Below are 16,448 nucleotides of genomic sequence, written 5' to 3'. Positions count from 1 at the left end.
CTTTAACAGGCTGAATTCACTTGTCGCTGAGAGAGATCGGCTGGTGGCCGTTCGTCGCAGGACCTCCCGGACAGTGGGACGCCCCGCTGGTGCCTGCGATGTGGCGCCGCTGTGATGTGACTGGCACCACATCCTGTGGGTGTCGATCACTGAGTTCCGGCCCGGCGTCTACGGGTCGATGTCCATGGAAGGTACGCGATGCCTGTACAACCCACTCCGAGCGAGGATTCGCTCGCTGACTCCAGACCGGTGCCATCCGATGACACCCGGGTCTGGACGCCACGGCTCGTCCTCGGGCTGGCCTCCATCGTGTTACTGCTGGAGGTCCTGGCGATCAGCTATCTGATGATCTCCACAGCCTTGCCGTTCATCGTCACCCACTATCAGACCACGCAGGGAGCCTGGCTCCTGACTGCGTTCCTCTTGACCGGTGCTGTCACCGCGCCCGTCATCGGACGCCTGTCCGACATGTTCGGTAAGCGTCGCCTCCTGCTTGTCTGTGTCGCACTTGCCGCGGCCGGTTGCCTGTTGTCGGCGGTTGCACCGTCCTACGGCGTGATGATCGCCGGTCGCGCCCTGGCAGGCTTCCTGGTGCCCTGCCTGTTCCTCGGGTACTCACTCATCCGAGATGTGTTCCCGCCGAGAGCGGTTGCGCTGGCTGTCAGTATTGCCACGACCGGGATGGGTCTGGTGGCGGTGCCGGCGCCGTTCCTCACCGGCTGGTTGATCGACGACTTCGGGTTCCGAAGCATCTTCTGGTTCCTGTTCGCGGTCGTCGTCGCGATCGGATTCGCCATCCTGGTCACCGTCGACGAGTCGCCGCTGCGGGTACGGACCACCGTCGATCTGGTTGGTGCCGTCCTGCTGGGCGCGGGCCTCGCCGGGGTGCTCATCGGAGTCAGCTTCGGGCCGTCCTGGGGTTGGTCCGCGACGTCGACCCTGACCTATCTACTCGGCGGCGCGGCACTACTGGCGGCGTGGCTGGTGTCGGCCCGGACGGTCGCGAACCCGCTGGTGGACCTCGAGGTGCTGAGGCGCCGGCCCGTGTATCTCACGACGGTGAGTGCCGGTGTGGCATACGGGATCTCCGGCCTGTTCGCGGTGCTGCTGCCGATGATGGTGATGGTGCCCGGCATGATGGGACTCGGGTACGGCTGGGGTCTGTCGGCCGAGGACTTCGCGTTGTTCCAGCTCCCGATGGTGATCGCAATCGTGGCCGGCGGCCTGCTGGTCGGCGTGTTGGTGAGTCGCGGGTTCGCGCCTCGTCTGCTGATGCTTGCCGGTCTGACATTGATGGCGCTCGGCCTGCTCGTGGTGGCGTTCAACCACTCGGAGAAGTCGACGATCATCCTGGGGGCGGTGATCCTCGGTCTCGGACAGGGGATGTCGTATGCTGCCGTCCCCAACCTGGTGATCGAGGCCGTGTCGCCCGAGCTGCAGGCCAGTACGGCGAGCATCGTCGCGGTGAGTCAGAGCATCTTCCCGGCGGTGCTGTCGGTGGTCGCGTTCACCGTGCTGAACAACTCGCACATCGCGATGGTCGCCGAGGGCGCCACGTTCTACGACACCCACGGCTTCACGGTGGCATTCGTGATCGGTGCGATCGTGTCGGTGGTGGGCGCGTTGACCGCTCTGGCCATGCCACGCCGCGCGACCGACGAAATCACTGAGACCCCAGGGGTGTTGGGCGCCGCCTGACGTTCCACCCGGTTCCATGCGGTCCGTGAGGAGCCTCGCGAGGTACGAGCGATGCGTCACGAAGGGCGGCCCTTCGTGACGCATCGCTGATTTCTCAGGGAGCGTGGAAGCAAGAATCAGCGGCCGCCGCGCCCGCTCGACGACCGAAGAACGTGCCGTCACCGAGTGAAGTGCCACTGATATAGCCCCACGAGTGCAGGCCCGACGTGGCGCGCCCGGCCGCGAAGAGGCCTGGGATGGCTTCTCCGTCGAGATCCAGAACTGCACCGTCGACCGTGGTGCACACGCCGCCGAGTGTGAAGACCTCCGCTCCGCCACCACCGGCGGCACCGTATTCCGGTGGGGCGATGCCCTTACGGACGTCGATGGCGGCGAACGGCGCTTGAAGTGGCCGCAGCCAGCGGGCGGACTTGTGAAAGTAGGGATCAGTGCCGGCGGCGGCATGGCGGTTGTACTCGGCAACAGTGTTCTGCAGGGCGCCGTCGGGCATGCCGATCTCACGCTCGAGTTCGGCGACCGTCTCGGCCACGAAGTGTGGAACCACACCCCACCTCTCGATCTCCGGGACCTCCTCGTAGGCCTGTTCGTCGAGGATCACCCACACCCGCAGGCCGTGTTTGAACAGCGCAGCCTGGCCCACCAGTCCGGGGTAGACGTCCTCGTTGATGAAGCGCTGGCCGAGATCGTTGACGATCATCCCGCGCACCATCATGCCCGGGATCAGGGAGATGCCGACCTGCCCGGCCGACATGTGTTTGACCGCGGCTCCGGCTGCTTGCGCCATGCGGATGCCACGTCCGTCGTCGCCGCCATCGCTGTTGACCCCCAGCCCGACCAGTTGTGGGGCGTGCTGCGCGACCATGTCCGCATTGTCGGCGAATCCGCCGGTGGTGATTACGACACCGGAACGCGCCCGATAGGTGACCACCTCGCCGAAGTGGCGGGCCAGCACGCCGACGATCCGCCGGCCGTCGACGATGAGTTGTGCGGCCCCGGTATCGGTGTGCACGGTGACACCCGATGTCGTGATCGATTCGGCGAGGACACTCATCAACACCTTGCCACCGAAGCCGTCCGAGGTCACCCGATGTCCTCGGGGTGCAGGTGTCGTGATGTCGCGGAACGGAAAAGCGTTCTCACCCATCCACATCAGACCGTCGTCGGTTGGTGGTACCCATGTCGGCGATTCCCACAGCGACGGCTTGAACGGCACGCCGTGACCGACGAGCCACCGATAGTGGGCGACACTGTCTCGGCAGTAGAGTGAGACCTTCTCGGCGTCGGCGCCCGGACCGAGCGCCGCCAGTAGGAAGCTCTCCATCGCTTCAGGGGTATCGGTGATTCCACAGGCCTGCTGGGTTTCGGTGCCCCCACCGAGATAGATCTCACCACCGGACAGGGCGGCCGAACCACCGCCTCCGCTTTGACGCTCCAGCAGTATCGTGTCCGCGCCGCCGGCATCGGCCTCCAATGCGGCGGCCGCACCGGCACAGCCGAATCCGATCACCACCACATCGGTCTCGTGGGTGTACCCGTCGATGGTGGCGGCATCGACAGGCCGGACGGAAGTGGGTGGGTTCATCTGATCTCCTTGTGGTGGTGACGGTTTGACTTGCTTGCGATGCAGACACGAACGCCACCCCATCGGCCAGATGAGGTGGCGTTCAGACGTGGAAGGAGGTCCGGCTACTGGTCGGACCGGTGCAGGAAGGCAGTGACCACGTTCTCGAAGGCGGCCTTCTGCTCGATCATGGCCCAGTGCCCGCAGTGCGGGAAGACGTGCAGTTCGGCGTTCGGGATCGTGCGCATCGGGATCAACGCCATGTCCAGAGGGCTCACGCGATCGTCGCGACCCCAGGTCATCAGAGTCGGGGCCGTGATCTTGTGCAGCATCGACCATGGCGGTGGCGAATCGGAGTTCTCCATCGCCGTGATCATCGCGGCGAACGCGTCGGAACCGTACATCCGGCGCGCGCTGTCCATGGTCGACGGATCGGTGGCCTGTTCCCACCGTTCGTCGATGAGCTCGTCGGTGATCAACGCCCGGTCATAGACCATCGAGTGCAGCCAGCGAACCAGCCGCTCCCGACTGGGATCCTCGGTGAACTCCTGCAGCAGGCGGATTCCTTCACTCGGTCCGGAACTGAAGATGTTCTTGCCGATCCCGCCGATGGTGACCAGGCGTCCGACGCGATCCGGCTGGGCGGCAGCGTAGCTCAACGCGACGCCGCCGCCCATTGAGTTGCCGACGATCGACAGATCGGTGAGGGACAATCCGTCCACCAGCTCGTGTACCGCGTCGAGGGCGGTGACCATGGGGTGCGCACCGAAGTCGTCGCTGACCCCGAAACCGGGGAATTCCAGGACCAGGCAACGGAAGTGCCGTGCGAGGAACGGGAGATTTCCCTGGAAGTTGCGCAGGCCGGTGACCCCGGGGCCGGAGCCGTGCAACAACAGCAGATCGGGTCCCGCACCGATTTCGTGGTAGCGCAAGCTGCCACGAGACGTCGGCAGTTCGTGCGTGGTGAGCGCGGGCAGGGTGGTGGTCATCGACATCACCGACCCATCGTGTAGTCGACGGTGGGACCTGCAGTCCACCCGCCGTCCACCGCCAGCTCTGCGCCGGTCATGTACGAGGCATCGTCGGACAGCAGAAACGCTACGGCCCCGGCGATCTCGTCGGGCAGCCCGACTCGCCCCATCGGGGTGTTGGGATACTTGCCGTCACCGGTCTCGATACCGATCGATGACGTCATCGGCGTGTACGTCATGCCGGGATGGACGGAGTTGACCCGGATACGGTCCGCGGCCAGTTCCACCGCCGTGATCTTGGTGAGTCCCCGAACACCCCACTTCGAGGCGCCGTATCCGCTGGTCAGCGGTAACCCGGTGAGCCCGGCCGCCGACGAGATGTTGACGATGGATCCACCCCCGGCGGCGCGCATCGGCGCGATGGCCGCGCGGATGCCGTTGAAAACGCCCACCAGATTGATGTCCAGCACCCGCCGAAAGTTCTCGAGGGTGTCGTTCTCGACGAAGGCCCCGGCCGAGATCCCCGCATTGTTCACTATCCCGGTGACGGAACCGAATTCACGCCGAGCGTGGTCGAGTGCCGCGGCCCAGTGTTCCGGATCGGTGACGTCGAGCCGGACATAGCGAGCGGAGTCGCCGAGGTCTTCGGCCGTCTGTTTGCCGATGTCGTCGAGGATGTCGCCGATCACCACCCGACCGCCGCGGGCGACGATGCGGTGGGCGAATGCGGCGCCGAGGCCGCGGGCGCCGCCGCTGATGACGGCGACTTTGCCGGCCAGTAGTGGTGGGGTCGTGTCGTTCATGAGGTGACCTTTCTGCAGTGGTGGCCGCGTGCCGGTTCGACGCGGCGGCTGTCGGTGGCGATCAGACCCCGCCGCGCCGCCTCCTCGATCGTGTTGCGCAACGCGGGACAGGTCGGGATGGCGCTGATGTGATCGCCGGCCGCGATGAGTCGGGCGAACTCGGGGCAGGAGTGCCGGGCATCATCGAGCCATTGGATGCTGGTGTGGCTGGGGCTGAACTTCTCGGCGAGAACCGTGGTTCCGCAGGTGCCGCAGGTCAGTTCCTGCATCATGTGCCCGATCGTCCGGCGGCGGCTTTGCGGGCGGCGACGTAGCCGAAGACCATGGCGGGCCCGATGGTGGCACCGGCACCCGCGTAGTCATTGCCCATCACCGCCGCCGACGTGTTGCCGGTGGCGAACAGTCCGTCGATCACCGAGCCGTCGTCGCGCAGGACACGTGCGTCGGCGTCGTACACCAGCCCACCCTTGGTGCCGAGGTCACCCGCCCGCATCCGCAACGCGTAGAAGGGCGCGCGATCGAGGACGTCGAGAGTGGGGTGGGGGAGGCTGGGGTCGCCGTAGTAGTTGTCGTACGCACTGTCGCCGCGGCCGTGATCGAGATCGGCTCCGGCACGGGCGAACCCGTTGAAGCGCTGCAAGGTCGCGGTGAGCGCGGCGGCGTCCACCCCGATCTGATCGGCCAACTCCGCCATCGTGTCTGCGGTGTGCAGCAGCCCGCTGTGCGACCACTCATCCGGGAAGGACTGGCCCGGCATGATGCCGCCGATCGGGTACCGGTTCTTGGCGGTGCGATCGAAGATGAACCATGCAGGTTCGTGCCCGCCGGCAAGTTGGGCATGTACGAACGTCACATAGGGTGCCGCCTCGTTGGTGAACCGTTGGCCGTGCTGGTCGACGATGATCGATCGCGGAATCGACCGCTCGGACACCAGCACCTGATTGATGCCGTCGGGCCGTTGGAACGACGGCATCCACCACGCGTCGTCCATGAGATCGACGGCCGCGCCGACGTCGACGCCGGCCGTGATGCCGTCACCGGTGTTGTCAACCGAGGCCGCACTGTAATCGTCCTGCCCGCCTCGGGGCAGATGGCGTTTGCGCATCTCGTGGTTGTGTTCGAAACCACCGGTCGCCAACAGCACCCCGGCCCGTGCCCGGATTCGCAGCTGCCGGCCGTGATGCTCGGCGATCACCCCGAGTACCGCACCGGACTGGTCGGTGACGAGAGACTGCATGGGGGTCTCGAGTAGGAGCGGAACACCGGCATCGCTCAGCGCCAACCGGAGCCGGGCGATCAGTGCGCGACCCAGCGTGTCCATGTGGCGACGCAACAGGACCGCCTTGATGGCACGCAGTCCCGTCAGCAACGCGGTACGCCTGCCCTTCCAGGTGCGCATCACCATGTTGAGGGCGACGAAGTCCTTGGACGTGATGAACAGGCCGGGCGGTGTCGCCAAGGCGGCCGGCCGCAGCTGATTCTCGTCGTCGCCGAGCTTGCGCAGATCGACCGGCAGCGGCTCGATCGAGCGACCTTCCGGACGCCCACCGGGACGTTCCGGATGGTAGTCCGAATAGCCCGGACACCACTGGAATCGCAGGTGCGCACTGGTGGTCTCGAGAAACTCGACCATCCGCGGTCCCTCGTCGATGAAGGTGTCGATGTTGGCGGTGGGCACCCGCTCGCCGACCACGGCGTCGAGGTAGGCGCGCACCCGCTCGCGTGCGTCGACGATCCCGGCGCGTTTCAGCGTGGGATTGTTCGGTATCCAGATCCCACCCCCGGACAGGGCGGTACTGCCGCCGAACACCGCAGCCTTTTCGATGATCAGGGTGTCCAGTCCTTCGGCACGTGCGGCCAGCGCGCCGGTGAGCCCGCCCGCGCCGCTGCCGACGACGAGGAAGTCGACCTCGCGATCCCAGTTCGACTCTGGTGCAGTCATGTTCGTCTCCCTACTCATCGTGTGCGGATGCTCAGGTCGTCGGGCGACCAGATCGCACGCATGCTGGTGATCTTCGCGTCGTCGTCGAATGTCATGACGTCGATCGGTTCCACCACGATGGTCTGATCGACGGTGCGGGTGGTGACCCGGAAGTGAAATGCGGCGGTGTCGCCGGCGACGCGCAGGCTCAGCAACTCGGCCTCGCAGTCTGCGCCGTCGAGTGCACCGTAGAACTTCTCGATGGCGGCTCGACCCACGTGCACCTCGGAGCCGACCGGATCTTCGACGGTGGCGTCGTCGGCGTAGAGGGTCGCGATGTCGGCGGAGCCACCGTTGCCGATGGTCCTGAGGTACTGGGTGACTCGTGAACGGATCAGGTCATGGGGATTCATCGTGACTCCTCGCCAGATGTCGGGGCGGCCTCGGCTGTGTTCGTGTGGGAGAGCATGTCCAGCACCGCGAGATGGCTGAACAACACCGACGCGCCGATCGGATTGCCGCCGCCCGGATAGACGGTGCCGCTGACCGCGGCCATCGTGTTGCCGGCGGCGTAGAGTCCGGTGATGCGCGATCCGGACACGTCGAGCACCGCGGCGGCGGTGTCGGTACGCAGGCCGCCCTTGGTGCCGAGATCGGATATCCCGAAAGCTGCGGCATGATAGGGCGGTTGGTCGATGGCGACCATGGGTGATGCGCCGCCGGAAAAGGCTCGGTCGTAGGCCTCGTCTCCTCGGCCGAACTCGGGATCGACACCGTCCGCGACGAACTTGTTGAACTTCTCCACGGTGGACGCGAGCCCGTCGGCGTCGACACCGATCTTCGTCGCGAGGTCCTCGAGGGTGTCTGCGGTGTGCCACAAGCCGGCGGCGACGTAGTCACCGGTGTCCACCATGGAGACATTCGGCGCCTTGACGGGCGGTACGGGGCCGTCCGCGTCGTCATAGATCATCCAGAACGGAAGGGTCGCCGAGCCGTCGTCGACGGTGCGGATCACGTCGCGGCCGAGTCGGTCATACGGCGCGGATTCGTTGACGAATCGTTGTCCGTCCTGGTTCACGAAGATCCCGCCGGTGAACCACAGCGCGAAGGCCGAACGCCCATCCGGGTGCGTCAGGCCGGGCGACCACCATGCTTGATCCATCAGGTCCAGATCCGCGCCCGCCGATACTGCCGCTTGGTGCGCGCGACCGAGGTTTCCCGGGGGGCCCATGGTGTCGCGGGCACTACCGGGCACCCCGTACTCGGCGCGCATCTCGCCGTTCTGCTCGAATCCGCCGGCCGCCAACAGCACCCCGCGCAGTGCGCGGATCGCGTGCCGGCGACCGTCGCGTTCGACGATCGCGCCGAGCACGGCGCCGTCCTGGACGACGAGGTCGACCAGTGGCGAGTCGAGATGAAGCGCTGCATTGGGAAACTCGTTGATCGCCTTGAGGAATCGTCCGATCAGTGCCTGACCGCCGATCAGCAGATCGGGCAGCGGGGCGCCGAGACGATCGGTGTCCAGCGGGCCGCGCAGTGATTCGCGGAGATCGCCCAGGTCGGCGGCCGGTAGGGGAACCGGAGTGATGTGCCGCTGCCCGTCGAGTCGGGCGCCGGGTGCCGTGCCGAAATAGTCCGGCCACGGGAACATCTCGAATGCGAAATGAGGATCGCTCTCCAGATAGGCGATCACGTCCGGGCCACGCCGTACATACGTTTCCTGCAGTTGGGACGGCGTCCGGTCGCCGACCACGGCCCGGAAGTACTCGAGCGCCGCCTCGACGGTGTCGTCGGTGCCCGCGCGCCGCAGCACCGGGTTGCACGGAAACCACATGCCCCCGCCCCCGGAGTAGGCGGTGGTACCGCCGAACTTGTCGGTGGCCTCGACCACGGCCACCCGCAGGCCCTCTCGCGCTGCGGTGTACGCGCCGGCCAGTCCGCCGCCCGAACCCGCCACGACGACATCTACTTCCTCATCCCACTGCATCTGTTCCCCTTTCGTGAACTCCTCGCCGACGCTAGGTGAGCCACAACGGGACAGCGGTGTGCTCTCCCGATGATCGGGAAGGTGGTTCCGGTCGGCCGCGAATGGGCCGATCAGCGGGAGACGTACTGGTCGCCGCGTGCCCGCGGACCTAGCGTCGAGACTCGACGAGCAGACCGACCGGAAGGCGATATCCCGTGAACAGTCCGATCCCACCCGATGCGCCCATGCGCACTGTCGACGTCGTCGTGGTCGGAGCCGGCATCGCCGGTCTCTATGCGTTGCACAGGTTTCGGCAGGACGGGCTGGATGTCCAGGTCTACGAGGCCGGTGGCGGAGTGGGCGGGGTGTGGTACTGGAACCGGTATCCCGGTGCGCGCTGCGACGTCGAGAGCGTCGACTACTCGTACTCCTTCGATGACCGGTTGCAGCAGGAGTGGGACTGGAGTGAGAAGTACGCGACTCAGCCGGAGATCCTCGCCTATCTCGAACATGTGGCGGACCGATTCGACCTGATGGGTGACATCTCACTCAACACCCGGGTCATCGACGTGACCCTGGACGAGGAGACCTTGCGCTGGCATGTCCGGACCGATACCGGTGAGGAGGTGTCCACCCGGTTCTGCGTGCTCGCGCTCGGCCCGCTGTCGAGCGCCAACATCCCGCAGATTCCGGGACTGGCCTCCTTTGCCGGCGACGTGCACCACACCTCATCCTGGCCGCACGAGGGCGTCGATTTCACCGGCCGGCGCGTGGGCGTGATCGGTACGGGATCGTCGGGGATACAGACGATTCCGCGCATCGCCGAGCAGGCCCACGAGCTGACCGTGTTCCAGCGGACCGCCAACTACAGCATCCCGGCAGGGAATGCGGCCCTCGACGACGCCACCCGCGCGCGGTACAAAGCCGACTACGCCGAACGTCGTCGCCTCTCGATGGACAGTGGCGGTGGTTCCCCGCATCAGCCGCACCCGTCCTCGGCGCTGGCCGTCACCGACGGCGAACGCCGGAGAGCGTACGAGCAACGGTGGCTGCTCGGGGTGTCCTGTTCAGCAAGACCTTCCCCGATCAGTTGACCGACGTGGCAGCAAATCGGACCGCCCAGCAATTCTGGGAGTCGAAGATCCGTGCGGTGGTCGACGACCCGGCGATCGCCGACATCTTGATACCGCAAGACCATCCGATCGGTGCCAAGCGAATCTGCACCGACGACAACTACTTCCAGGCGTTCAATCGGTCGAACGTCCAGATCGTCGATGTGCGGGCGACGCCGATCGAGCGGATCACGCCGGATGGCATCCATGTCGACGGCCGCATCGTCGAGCTGGATTCGCTCGTGCTGGCCACCGGATTCGACGCGATGACCGGATCGGTGGAACGGATCAACATCGTCGGTCGCGGTGGTGAGACCCTCAAACAGGCGTGGAGCGAAGGCCCCCGCACTTACCTGGGTCTGGGCGTCCACGGCTTCCCGAACCTGTTCAACCTCACCGGGCCGGGCAGCCCCTCGGTGCTCGCAAACATGGTGCTGCACTCGGAGCTGCATGTGGATTGGGTGGCCGACGCGATCTCCGCCCTCGACGCGAACGGCTCCACCGCCATCGAGGCGCGGTCGGATGCGGTGCAGGCCTGGGTGCAGGAGTGCACCGAGCGTGCCGCTGCGACATTGATGCCCGACGCCAACTCCTGGTACCTCGGCGCGAACATTCCGGGAAAGCCGCGAGTGTTCATGCCCTTCGTCGGCGGCTTCGGCGTCTATCGCCGGATCATCGCCGACGTGGCCGCCGATGACTACCGAGGTTTCCAGTTCCTCGACGCGGATCGCGCCGACGACTGATCGACACCGATGAACAGCGAGCTCCCCGGCAGGTGCTGGGGAGCTCGCTGGATCTGCTGGATCGGATCAGTCGGCGAGCCCACTCAAGCCGCCACGGAAGAACAACAGAGGGGTGCCGTCGTCCGCGGCGGACAGCGCGCTGATCGACGCGACGACGATGGTGTGGTCGCCCGCATCGTGCTCGGAGACCATATGGCCGTCGATATGCGCGAGCGCACCCATGATCGCGGGTGCGCCGTTGTGGGTGGGTGACCAATCGACGCCGCGGAACTTGTCGGTCCCGCTCACCGCGAACTGGCGGCACAGGTCGTGCTGACGGGCCGCAAGGATGTTGATGCAGAGTGCTCCGACCTCGCGGGCGAGCGGCCAGGTGGTCGAGGTGCGCGACGGGCAGAACGACATCAGCGGTGGATCGAGTGACACCGAGACCACCGACTGGCAGGTGAATCCGATCGGGCGCCGACCGTCGTGGGCGGTCACCACGGCCACCCCCGTGGCGAAGTTGCCCCAGACCCGCCGGAGGTTCTCGGTGCTCGGACCCGCGTCGTCGGGACCGGTCTGGTCGTGTGGGATCCGCGGACCTGTCATGGCAGCCCCTGGTGTGGCTCGTGGTGTCATGTCTCCTCCGAATGTTGTTATCCACCATCATGATCGGGCGCAACTGGGGGCCGGCGCAACGGGTTGTCCCGGTCAGCGGGGAGTCTGGCGGGATCGTGTTCCCGAGCCAGGGGTGTCCAGTTGATAGCATGTGCGGGTGACCTCGGTACCGTCCCGATTCGAGGAGCTGCCCAATCTCCCTCCGACCTCATGGGCGATTCTGTGCATGCTCGCCTACGAGGAAGAGGTCTCCGGGTACGACATCAAGAAGTGGGCGGACTGGAGTCTTCGGCACTACTACTGGAGTCCGTCGTTCAGCCAGGTCTACTCCGAGCTCAAACGGGTCGAGCAACACGGATACGCCACCTCCTGGATGGCCGACGGTGAGGGTGGCCGAAACCGGAGGGTCTACAAGATCACCGATGCGGGTCGTCGGGCGGTGCGGATCTGGGCGCTGGACTCCCCGGTCGACCCGCCGATGCTCAAACACGGTGTGATCTTGCGGACGGCGTTCGGTCACCTCAGCACACCCGAGCAACTCAAGGCGATGCTGACCGAGCACGTGGCGCGCATGGATGAGTTGCAGCATCGGGTGGCGGTCGACGCGGCAGCCGCCGAAGCCGAGCCCGCGTGGGCCTACGCGCGGATCGCGATGCGTTGGGCCGAGCGCTACTACGCCAGCGAACGCGAGTTGGCCTTGGAGCTGATGGACGAGATCGACACGGCGGAGCAGGTTTTCCGGTCGGGCGCGTCGGTGGGTGAGAGTTTCCCGAAACCCCGACCGGGTCACTGGCGTGAGGTGGAGCAGCAGGTCCAGGCCGGCGAGCACGACGACTGAGTTCCCGACCCGCCCTGAGTGGCGAGCTCGGGAGTTGTCGCTCCCTCGTTACGTATTCGCTCCGTCGATCGAGGGAGCAGGTCCAAAATGGCGGAGCGACAACTGGTCCCGCCCCTATCGGGAGATCAGGAAGCGCAAACGCCCACTCACTGCACGAGAGCGCGGATGTCACACCATGTCTGGGTTCGCGCGTGTGCACACAACTGAAGCGAAGGCATCGTCATGAACCCGTGGATGGCGCCGGGGTGGTCACGGTGGACCGTCGGCACACCAGCGCTCATCAGAGCCGTGGCGAAGGCGACACCTTCGGACCAGAGCGGGTCGTATCCCGCGGTGACGACGATGGTCGGCGGCAATCCCGCAAGGTCTGCAGCCGCCACCGATGCATGCGGGTGTGACCGGTCCTCGAACGCCGGAACGTATTGGTCCCAGTACCACTTCATCGCGCTCGCGGTGTTGTAGTGGCCCTCGCCGAAACGCACATAGGACTCCGTGGTGAAATCAGCCGCGATCACCGGGTAGAGCAGCACCTGCCCGCGAATGCGAGGGCCCCCGGAATCGCGGGCCAGGATCGTGGCGACGGCCGCAAGGTTTCCGCCGGCACTGTCGCCGGCCACCACCAGCCGATCCGGGTCGGCCCCGAGTTCCTCGGCGTGATCGGCGGCCCAGACCGCGACGGAGTGGACGTCAATGGCGGCTGCGGGCCAGGGATGTTCGGGGGCGCGTCGATAATCCACCGACACGACGACGGCACCGGTGGTGCGCGCCATCGATCGGCACAGGTCGTCGTGGGTGTCCAGGTCGCAGAACACGAAACCACCGCCGTGGGCGAAGACGACGAGAGCTGCGCCCTGTGCGGGGAACGGATCAGGTGGGTGGTAGATGCGTAGCGCGATGTCGCCGCCCGGTCCGGCGATCATCTGATCCCGCACCGATGCGACCGGAATGGGGTCGGAATTGGGTTGCAGCCGTGCGCGTATGGCAGCACGTGCCTGCGCGCCACCCATCTCCTCGACGCGCGGAAATCCGTCGTTGAGGAGGGGGAGGATGGCGGCGACCTCGGGGTCGATCATCGGGCCACCGGCATCGGGGCCATACCTGCCGGGCCCATCCGGAGCGGATGCCGCCGTTGCAGGGTGGGCATGACCCGGCCTGCTCCGCCGTCGAGATTGCGCCAGATGGACAGCGCCGTCATTCGCACGGGTGCGGCCAATCGGTGATCGAAAGCCATCCGGTCGGTTGGTCCGCACACCGACACCGCGGCAACGGCGTCATCGATTTCTCCGATCGGCGCTGCGACGCAGCCGATCCCGGCCAGCGACTCCTCGCGCTCATAGGCGACGCCGTGCATTCGAACCTTGGCGAGTTCGGTGTCCAGCCGGGCCCGGCTGGCGATGGAGTATCGCGTCTTCTGCATGAGTGGTTCGGCGGGGTCGGCCGGGTCGGCGAACGCCAGGATCGCCTTGCCGATCGCGGTGCAGTGCGCCGGCTGACGTGCGCCGACCCGGGTCGGTATAGAGGCCGCCAGAGCGCCGCCGATCTTTTCCAGATAGACCACGTCGGCACCGTCCAGGATGGCCAGGTGCACCACGAAGCCGGTCGCACGATGCAGCTCGTGCAGGTAGGGCATCGCAGCCTTGTGTAGTCGGTCCTGGTGGACGGCGATGGAGCCGAGTTCCATCAGCCGGATACCGAGTTCGTAGTCGCGACCCTGTCGTCGCAACCAGCGCAGGTGCACGAGCCGCTCCAGGATGCGGTGTGCCGACGATCTGGGCAGACCGGTGCGGCGCACGATCTGGGCGAGCGTGAGCCGGCCTGGTCCGTCGAATGCGTCGAGCACGAGAGACGCGCGATCCAGCGCGGCGGCCGGGGTGGAGTCGATGTTGATGGTCATGAGCACCTCCATGGGGCTGACGAAGGGGATCATATGCCTACTAGGTATATGCCGATTAGGAATATACGTTGTGTTCGCCATCACATCAAGTCCCGGCTTCGAGAGACGACGGGAGCGTCTCACCCGATGGGTGAGACGCTCCCGAGACGTGATCCGCCGCTCTACATCGCGGCGAGCGGTTCGCTGCCCGACCAGTCGTGACCCCAATAGCTGTCAGCGGTGATCTCCTCGGCCGTGTAGTGGGTTTCGTCGACCTTCATACCCTCGGTGCCGAACTCGATGTCCCAGCCGCCGGGGGCCCGGACGTAGAAGGAGACCATCTTGTCGTTGGTGTGGCGACCCAGCGTCGACGACACCGAGAAGCCATCCTTGATGACCCGGTCCAGCGCTTGGCCGACGGCATCGAGGGAGTCCACCTCGACCATGACGTGGATGAGTCCTGGCGCGCCGCCGTGTGGAGCAGGGCAGAGCGCGAGACTGTGGTGCCGCTCGTTGACGCCCAGGAAGCGGATGCGCATCGGGCCGAACTCGGGTGGCGCGGGCAGCCGCATCGCTCCACGGGGCAGGAAGCCGAGCACGTCGGTGTAGAAGTCGAGCGCACCGACGGGGTCGGTGGTCGGGAGTACGACGTGGCCCAGGCCCTGGGCGCCGGTGACGAATCCGGCACCGAAGGGTGTGACGATCGGGCTGTGATCGAGGACGGGTCCGTGGAAGATCTCCACGTTGGCGCCCGTCGGGTCGGTGAACGAGATCGCCTCCTCCACCCGACGCGCCTCGGCCTCCTCGACCGACAGCGGCTTGACCGCGACGCCTGCCCCCTCCAGGGTGGCCTGCACGCGGGTGAGCGCCGCGCCGTCACGCACCTCCCAGCCGATGTCGATCACCTCGTCGGTCTCGCCGGGGACCACGACGATGCGTGCGGCGCGTTCGTCCATCCGCAGATACAGTGCGTTCTCGTCGGGTCCACTGCCCTCCGCGAAACCGAGTACGTCGAAGGCGAAGGTGCGCCAGCGGGCGATGTCGTTGGTCTGGATCTTGAGATAGCCGAGACCCTTGATCTCTGTCATGTCGATTCCTTTGTCGATGATGATGGTCGTGACGGATGCGATTGCGGCGGTTCAGATCATCTTCTGCAGCGCTTCCGGCGGTTCGACTCCGAGCGAACTGAGCGCCGACGCGTGGTACACGGTGCTGGGCACGTGGATCGCATGGTTGAGCCCGGCGTGGGCATCGCGCCAGAACCGCTGCAGCGGCTTGTCCATGCGTAGCGCGTTGCCACCGGAACGCGCGAAGATCTGATCGACCGCCATCACCGCGCGCCACGCGGCCCGGACCTGGGTGCGGCGGCCCGCGGCCCGCTGCTCGAACGTCACCTCGTTGCCGGCGTCGACGATGTCCCACATGGTGTCCACAGTGGCCAGCAGTTCCTGGCGGGCCGCATTGATGTCGGCTGCTGCCTCGCCGACCGCGAACAGGACATAGGGGTCGTCCTTGATCGCAGTGCCCTGGGCGCCGACCCGATCGCGTTGATAATCGAGGTGGGCCGCCAGCGCCCCCTCGGCGATGCCGATGACCGCGGAGCTGATCCCGAGCGGAAACATGTTGGACCACGGCATCTTGTAGAGCGTCTCGGTGACGCCGTACTCGCGCTGCGCGGTGCCGTCGATGACATGATCACCGTTCATCACCCGGTAGTCGGGGACAAAGGCGTCCTTGACGATGATGTCCTTCGAGCCGGTGCCCTTGAGTCCGACGACATTCCAGGAGTCGTCGACGATCTGATAGTCGCTGCGCGGCAGGATCATGTGCAGCATGGTCGGTGGCAGGGCCATCTCGCCCTGCGCGGTGCCGAGCATGGCGCCGAGGAAGATCCAGTCGCAATGATCGGTGCCCGAACTGAACTGCCACCGTCCGTTGAAGATGTAGCCGCCATCAACCGGCACGGCGATGCCGGTCGGGGCATACGGGGAGGCCATCCAGGTGTCGTTGTCGGCACCCCAGACCTCTTCTTGCACACGGGGATCGGCGAATGCCAACTGCCACGGGTGGACGCCGACGATGCCGCACACCCAGCCGGTCGCACCGTCGAGGGCAGCGGCGGCCATCACGGTTTCGGCGAACTCGCGGGGGTGGGCTTCGTAGCCGCCGTACTTCTTCGGTTGCAGGAGGCGGATCGGGCCCGCGGCCTTGAGTTTCTTGGCGGTGGCGTCAGGCAGTTGGCCGAGTCGTTCGGCCTCGTCGGCCTGGCCGCGGATCTCCTCGGCCAGCGCGTTGATGTTCTCGAGTGCTTCGTTCATGTTCGTGTCCTCGTGCTCGTGTGGTGTGCAGTGGACCGGCGCCGATG

14 protein-coding genes and 1 pseudogene are annotated in these 16,448 nt (G+C 66.2%); 3 read left to right on the top strand and 12 right to left on the bottom strand.

Going from position 1 to position 16,448, the window contains the following annotated elements; genetic code table 11:
• Nucleotides 1-198: 198 nt before the first annotated feature.
• Nucleotides 199-1,698: an MFS transporter gene (locus tag D7316_RS12710; protein ID WP_124708567.1), complete on the top strand. Its 1,500-nt coding sequence runs from the start codon at nucleotides 199-201 to the stop codon at nucleotides 1,696-1,698.
• A 94-nt stretch (nucleotides 1,699-1,792) separates the two neighbouring features.
• Here the strand turns inward: D7316_RS12710 and D7316_RS12705 are convergent, their stop codons facing one another.
• From D7316_RS12705 to D7316_RS12675, 7 genes are all read right to left on the bottom strand, one after another.
• On the bottom strand, nucleotides 1,793-3,280 hold the full coding sequence (locus D7316_RS12705; protein ID WP_124708566.1) for an FAD-dependent oxidoreductase: 1,488 nt from the start codon (nucleotides 3,278-3,280) through the stop codon (nucleotides 1,793-1,795).
• Between the two features lie 104 nt (nucleotides 3,281-3,384).
• On the bottom strand, nucleotides 3,385-4,248 hold the full coding sequence (locus D7316_RS12700) for an alpha/beta fold hydrolase (RefSeq protein WP_408610004.1): 864 nt from the start codon (nucleotides 4,246-4,248) through the stop codon (nucleotides 3,385-3,387).
• A 5-nt stretch (nucleotides 4,249-4,253) separates the two neighbouring features.
• Nucleotides 4,254-5,033, bottom strand: coding sequence for a glucose 1-dehydrogenase (locus tag D7316_RS12695; RefSeq protein WP_124708565.1), 780 nt, complete (start codon nucleotides 5,031-5,033; stop codon nucleotides 4,254-4,256).
• Nucleotides 5,030-5,305, bottom strand: coding sequence for a hypothetical protein (locus D7316_RS12690; RefSeq protein WP_331852569.1), 276 nt, complete (start codon nucleotides 5,303-5,305; stop codon nucleotides 5,030-5,032). The genes D7316_RS12695 and D7316_RS12690 overlap by 4 nt, the downstream gene beginning before the upstream one ends.
• Entirely contained in the window at nucleotides 5,302-6,975 is a 1,674-nt protein-coding gene (locus D7316_RS12685; RefSeq protein WP_124708564.1) for an FAD-binding protein, read from the bottom strand. The genes D7316_RS12690 and D7316_RS12685 overlap by 4 nt, the downstream gene beginning before the upstream one ends.
• A gap of 14 nt (nucleotides 6,976-6,989) precedes the next feature.
• Nucleotides 6,990-7,367 carry a nuclear transport factor 2 family protein gene (locus D7316_RS12680; protein WP_124708563.1) on the bottom strand — a complete coding sequence of 126 codons (378 nt, stop codon included), beginning with the start codon at nucleotides 7,365-7,367 and terminating at the stop codon, nucleotides 6,990-6,992.
• The gene (locus D7316_RS12675) at nucleotides 7,364-8,941 is read right to left on the bottom strand and encodes an FAD-binding protein (RefSeq protein WP_124708562.1); all 1,578 of its coding nucleotides are present in this window, start codon (nucleotides 8,939-8,941) and stop codon (nucleotides 7,364-7,366) included. Before D7316_RS12675 ends, D7316_RS12680 begins: the two co-directional genes overlap by 4 nt.
• A gap of 224 nt (nucleotides 8,942-9,165) precedes the next feature.
• Here D7316_RS12675 and D7316_RS12670 point away from each other — a divergent pair.
• Nucleotides 9,166-10,775 (top strand): annotated as a pseudogene (locus tag D7316_RS12670) (flavin-containing monooxygenase).
• A gap of 66 nt (nucleotides 10,776-10,841) precedes the next feature.
• On the opposite strand, the gene D7316_RS12665 reads toward D7316_RS12670, so the two are convergent.
• Nucleotides 10,842-11,363 carry a flavin reductase family protein gene (locus D7316_RS12665; RefSeq protein ID WP_124708561.1) on the bottom strand — a complete coding sequence of 174 codons (522 nt, stop codon included), beginning with the start codon at nucleotides 11,361-11,363 and terminating at the stop codon, nucleotides 10,842-10,844.
• 235 nt (nucleotides 11,364-11,598) lie between these two features.
• On the opposite strand from D7316_RS12665, the gene D7316_RS12660 reads away from it, so the two are divergent.
• Nucleotides 11,599-12,210 carry a PadR family transcriptional regulator gene (locus D7316_RS12660; protein WP_124711303.1) on the top strand — a complete coding sequence of 204 codons (612 nt, stop codon included), beginning with the start codon at nucleotides 11,599-11,601 and terminating at the stop codon, nucleotides 12,208-12,210.
• Between the two features lie 146 nt (nucleotides 12,211-12,356).
• Here the strand turns inward: D7316_RS12660 and D7316_RS12655 are convergent, their stop codons facing one another.
• From D7316_RS12655 to D7316_RS12640, 4 genes are all read right to left on the bottom strand, one after another.
• On the bottom strand, nucleotides 12,357-13,283 hold the full coding sequence (locus D7316_RS12655; protein ID WP_124708560.1) for an alpha/beta hydrolase: 927 nt from the start codon (nucleotides 13,281-13,283) through the stop codon (nucleotides 12,357-12,359).
• Complete coding sequence (locus D7316_RS12650; protein ID WP_164473782.1) at nucleotides 13,280-14,104, bottom strand: IclR family transcriptional regulator; 825 nt, start codon at nucleotides 14,102-14,104, stop codon at nucleotides 13,280-13,282. Before D7316_RS12650 ends, D7316_RS12655 begins: the two co-directional genes overlap by 4 nt.
• A gap of 161 nt (nucleotides 14,105-14,265) precedes the next feature.
• Nucleotides 14,266-15,171, bottom strand: a complete 906-nt coding sequence (bphC, locus tag D7316_RS12645) for a biphenyl-2,3-diol 1,2-dioxygenase (RefSeq protein ID WP_124708559.1) — start codon at nucleotides 15,169-15,171, stop codon at nucleotides 14,266-14,268.
• Nucleotides 15,172-15,222: 51 nt separating this feature from the next.
• Nucleotides 15,223-16,401, bottom strand: coding sequence for an acyl-CoA dehydrogenase family protein (locus D7316_RS12640; RefSeq protein ID WP_124708558.1), 1,179 nt, complete (start codon nucleotides 16,399-16,401; stop codon nucleotides 15,223-15,225).
• Between the last annotated feature and the right edge of the window lie 47 nt (nucleotides 16,402-16,448).

It is taken from the genome of Gordonia insulae (assembly GCF_003855095.1).
GTDB lineage: Bacteria > Actinomycetota > Actinomycetes > Mycobacteriales > Mycobacteriaceae > Gordonia > Gordonia insulae.
This window is presented reverse-complemented; position numbering and strand designations above follow the sequence as displayed.

Coding starts and splice junctions, on each gene's coding strand:
- D7316_RS12665 (WP_124708561.1), bottom strand. CDS start 11,363: ATGACAGGTCCGCGGATCCCACACGACCAGACCGGTCCCGACGACGCG.
- D7316_RS12695 (WP_124708565.1), bottom strand. CDS start 5,033: ATGAACGACACGACCCCACCACTACTGGCCGGCAAAGTCGCCGTCATC.
- D7316_RS12660 (WP_124711303.1), top strand. CDS start 11,599: ATGCTCGCCTACGAGGAAGAGGTCTCCGGGTACGACATCAAGAAGTGG.
- D7316_RS12675 (WP_124708562.1), bottom strand. CDS start 8,941: ATGCAGTGGGATGAGGAAGTAGATGTCGTCGTGGCGGGTTCGGGCGGC.
- D7316_RS12655 (WP_124708560.1), bottom strand. CDS start 13,283: ATGATCGACCCCGAGGTCGCCGCCATCCTCCCCCTCCTCAACGACGGA.
- D7316_RS12650 (WP_164473782.1), bottom strand. CDS start 14,104: ATGACCATCAACATCGACTCCACCCCGGCCGCCGCGCTGGATCGCGCG.
- D7316_RS12640 (WP_124708558.1), bottom strand. CDS start 16,401: ATGAACGAAGCACTCGAGAACATCAACGCGCTGGCCGAGGAGATCCGC.
- D7316_RS12705 (WP_124708566.1), bottom strand. CDS start 3,280: ATGAACCCACCCACTTCCGTCCGGCCTGTCGATGCCGCCACCATCGAC.
- D7316_RS12710 (WP_124708567.1), top strand. CDS start 199: ATGCCTGTACAACCCACTCCGAGCGAGGATTCGCTCGCTGACTCCAGA.
- D7316_RS12680 (WP_124708563.1), bottom strand. CDS start 7,367: ATGAATCCCCATGACCTGATCCGTTCACGAGTCACCCAGTACCTCAGG.
- D7316_RS12690 (WP_331852569.1), bottom strand. CDS start 5,305: ATGATGCAGGAACTGACCTGCGGCACCTGCGGAACCACGGTTCTCGCC.
- D7316_RS12700 (WP_408610004.1), bottom strand. CDS start 4,248: ATGACCACCACCCTGCCCGCGCTCACCACGCACGAACTGCCGACGTCT.
- D7316_RS12685 (WP_124708564.1), bottom strand. CDS start 6,975: ATGACTGCACCAGAGTCGAACTGGGATCGCGAGGTCGACTTCCTCGTC.
- bphC (WP_124708559.1), bottom strand. CDS start 15,171: ATGACAGAGATCAAGGGTCTCGGCTATCTCAAGATCCAGACCAACGAC.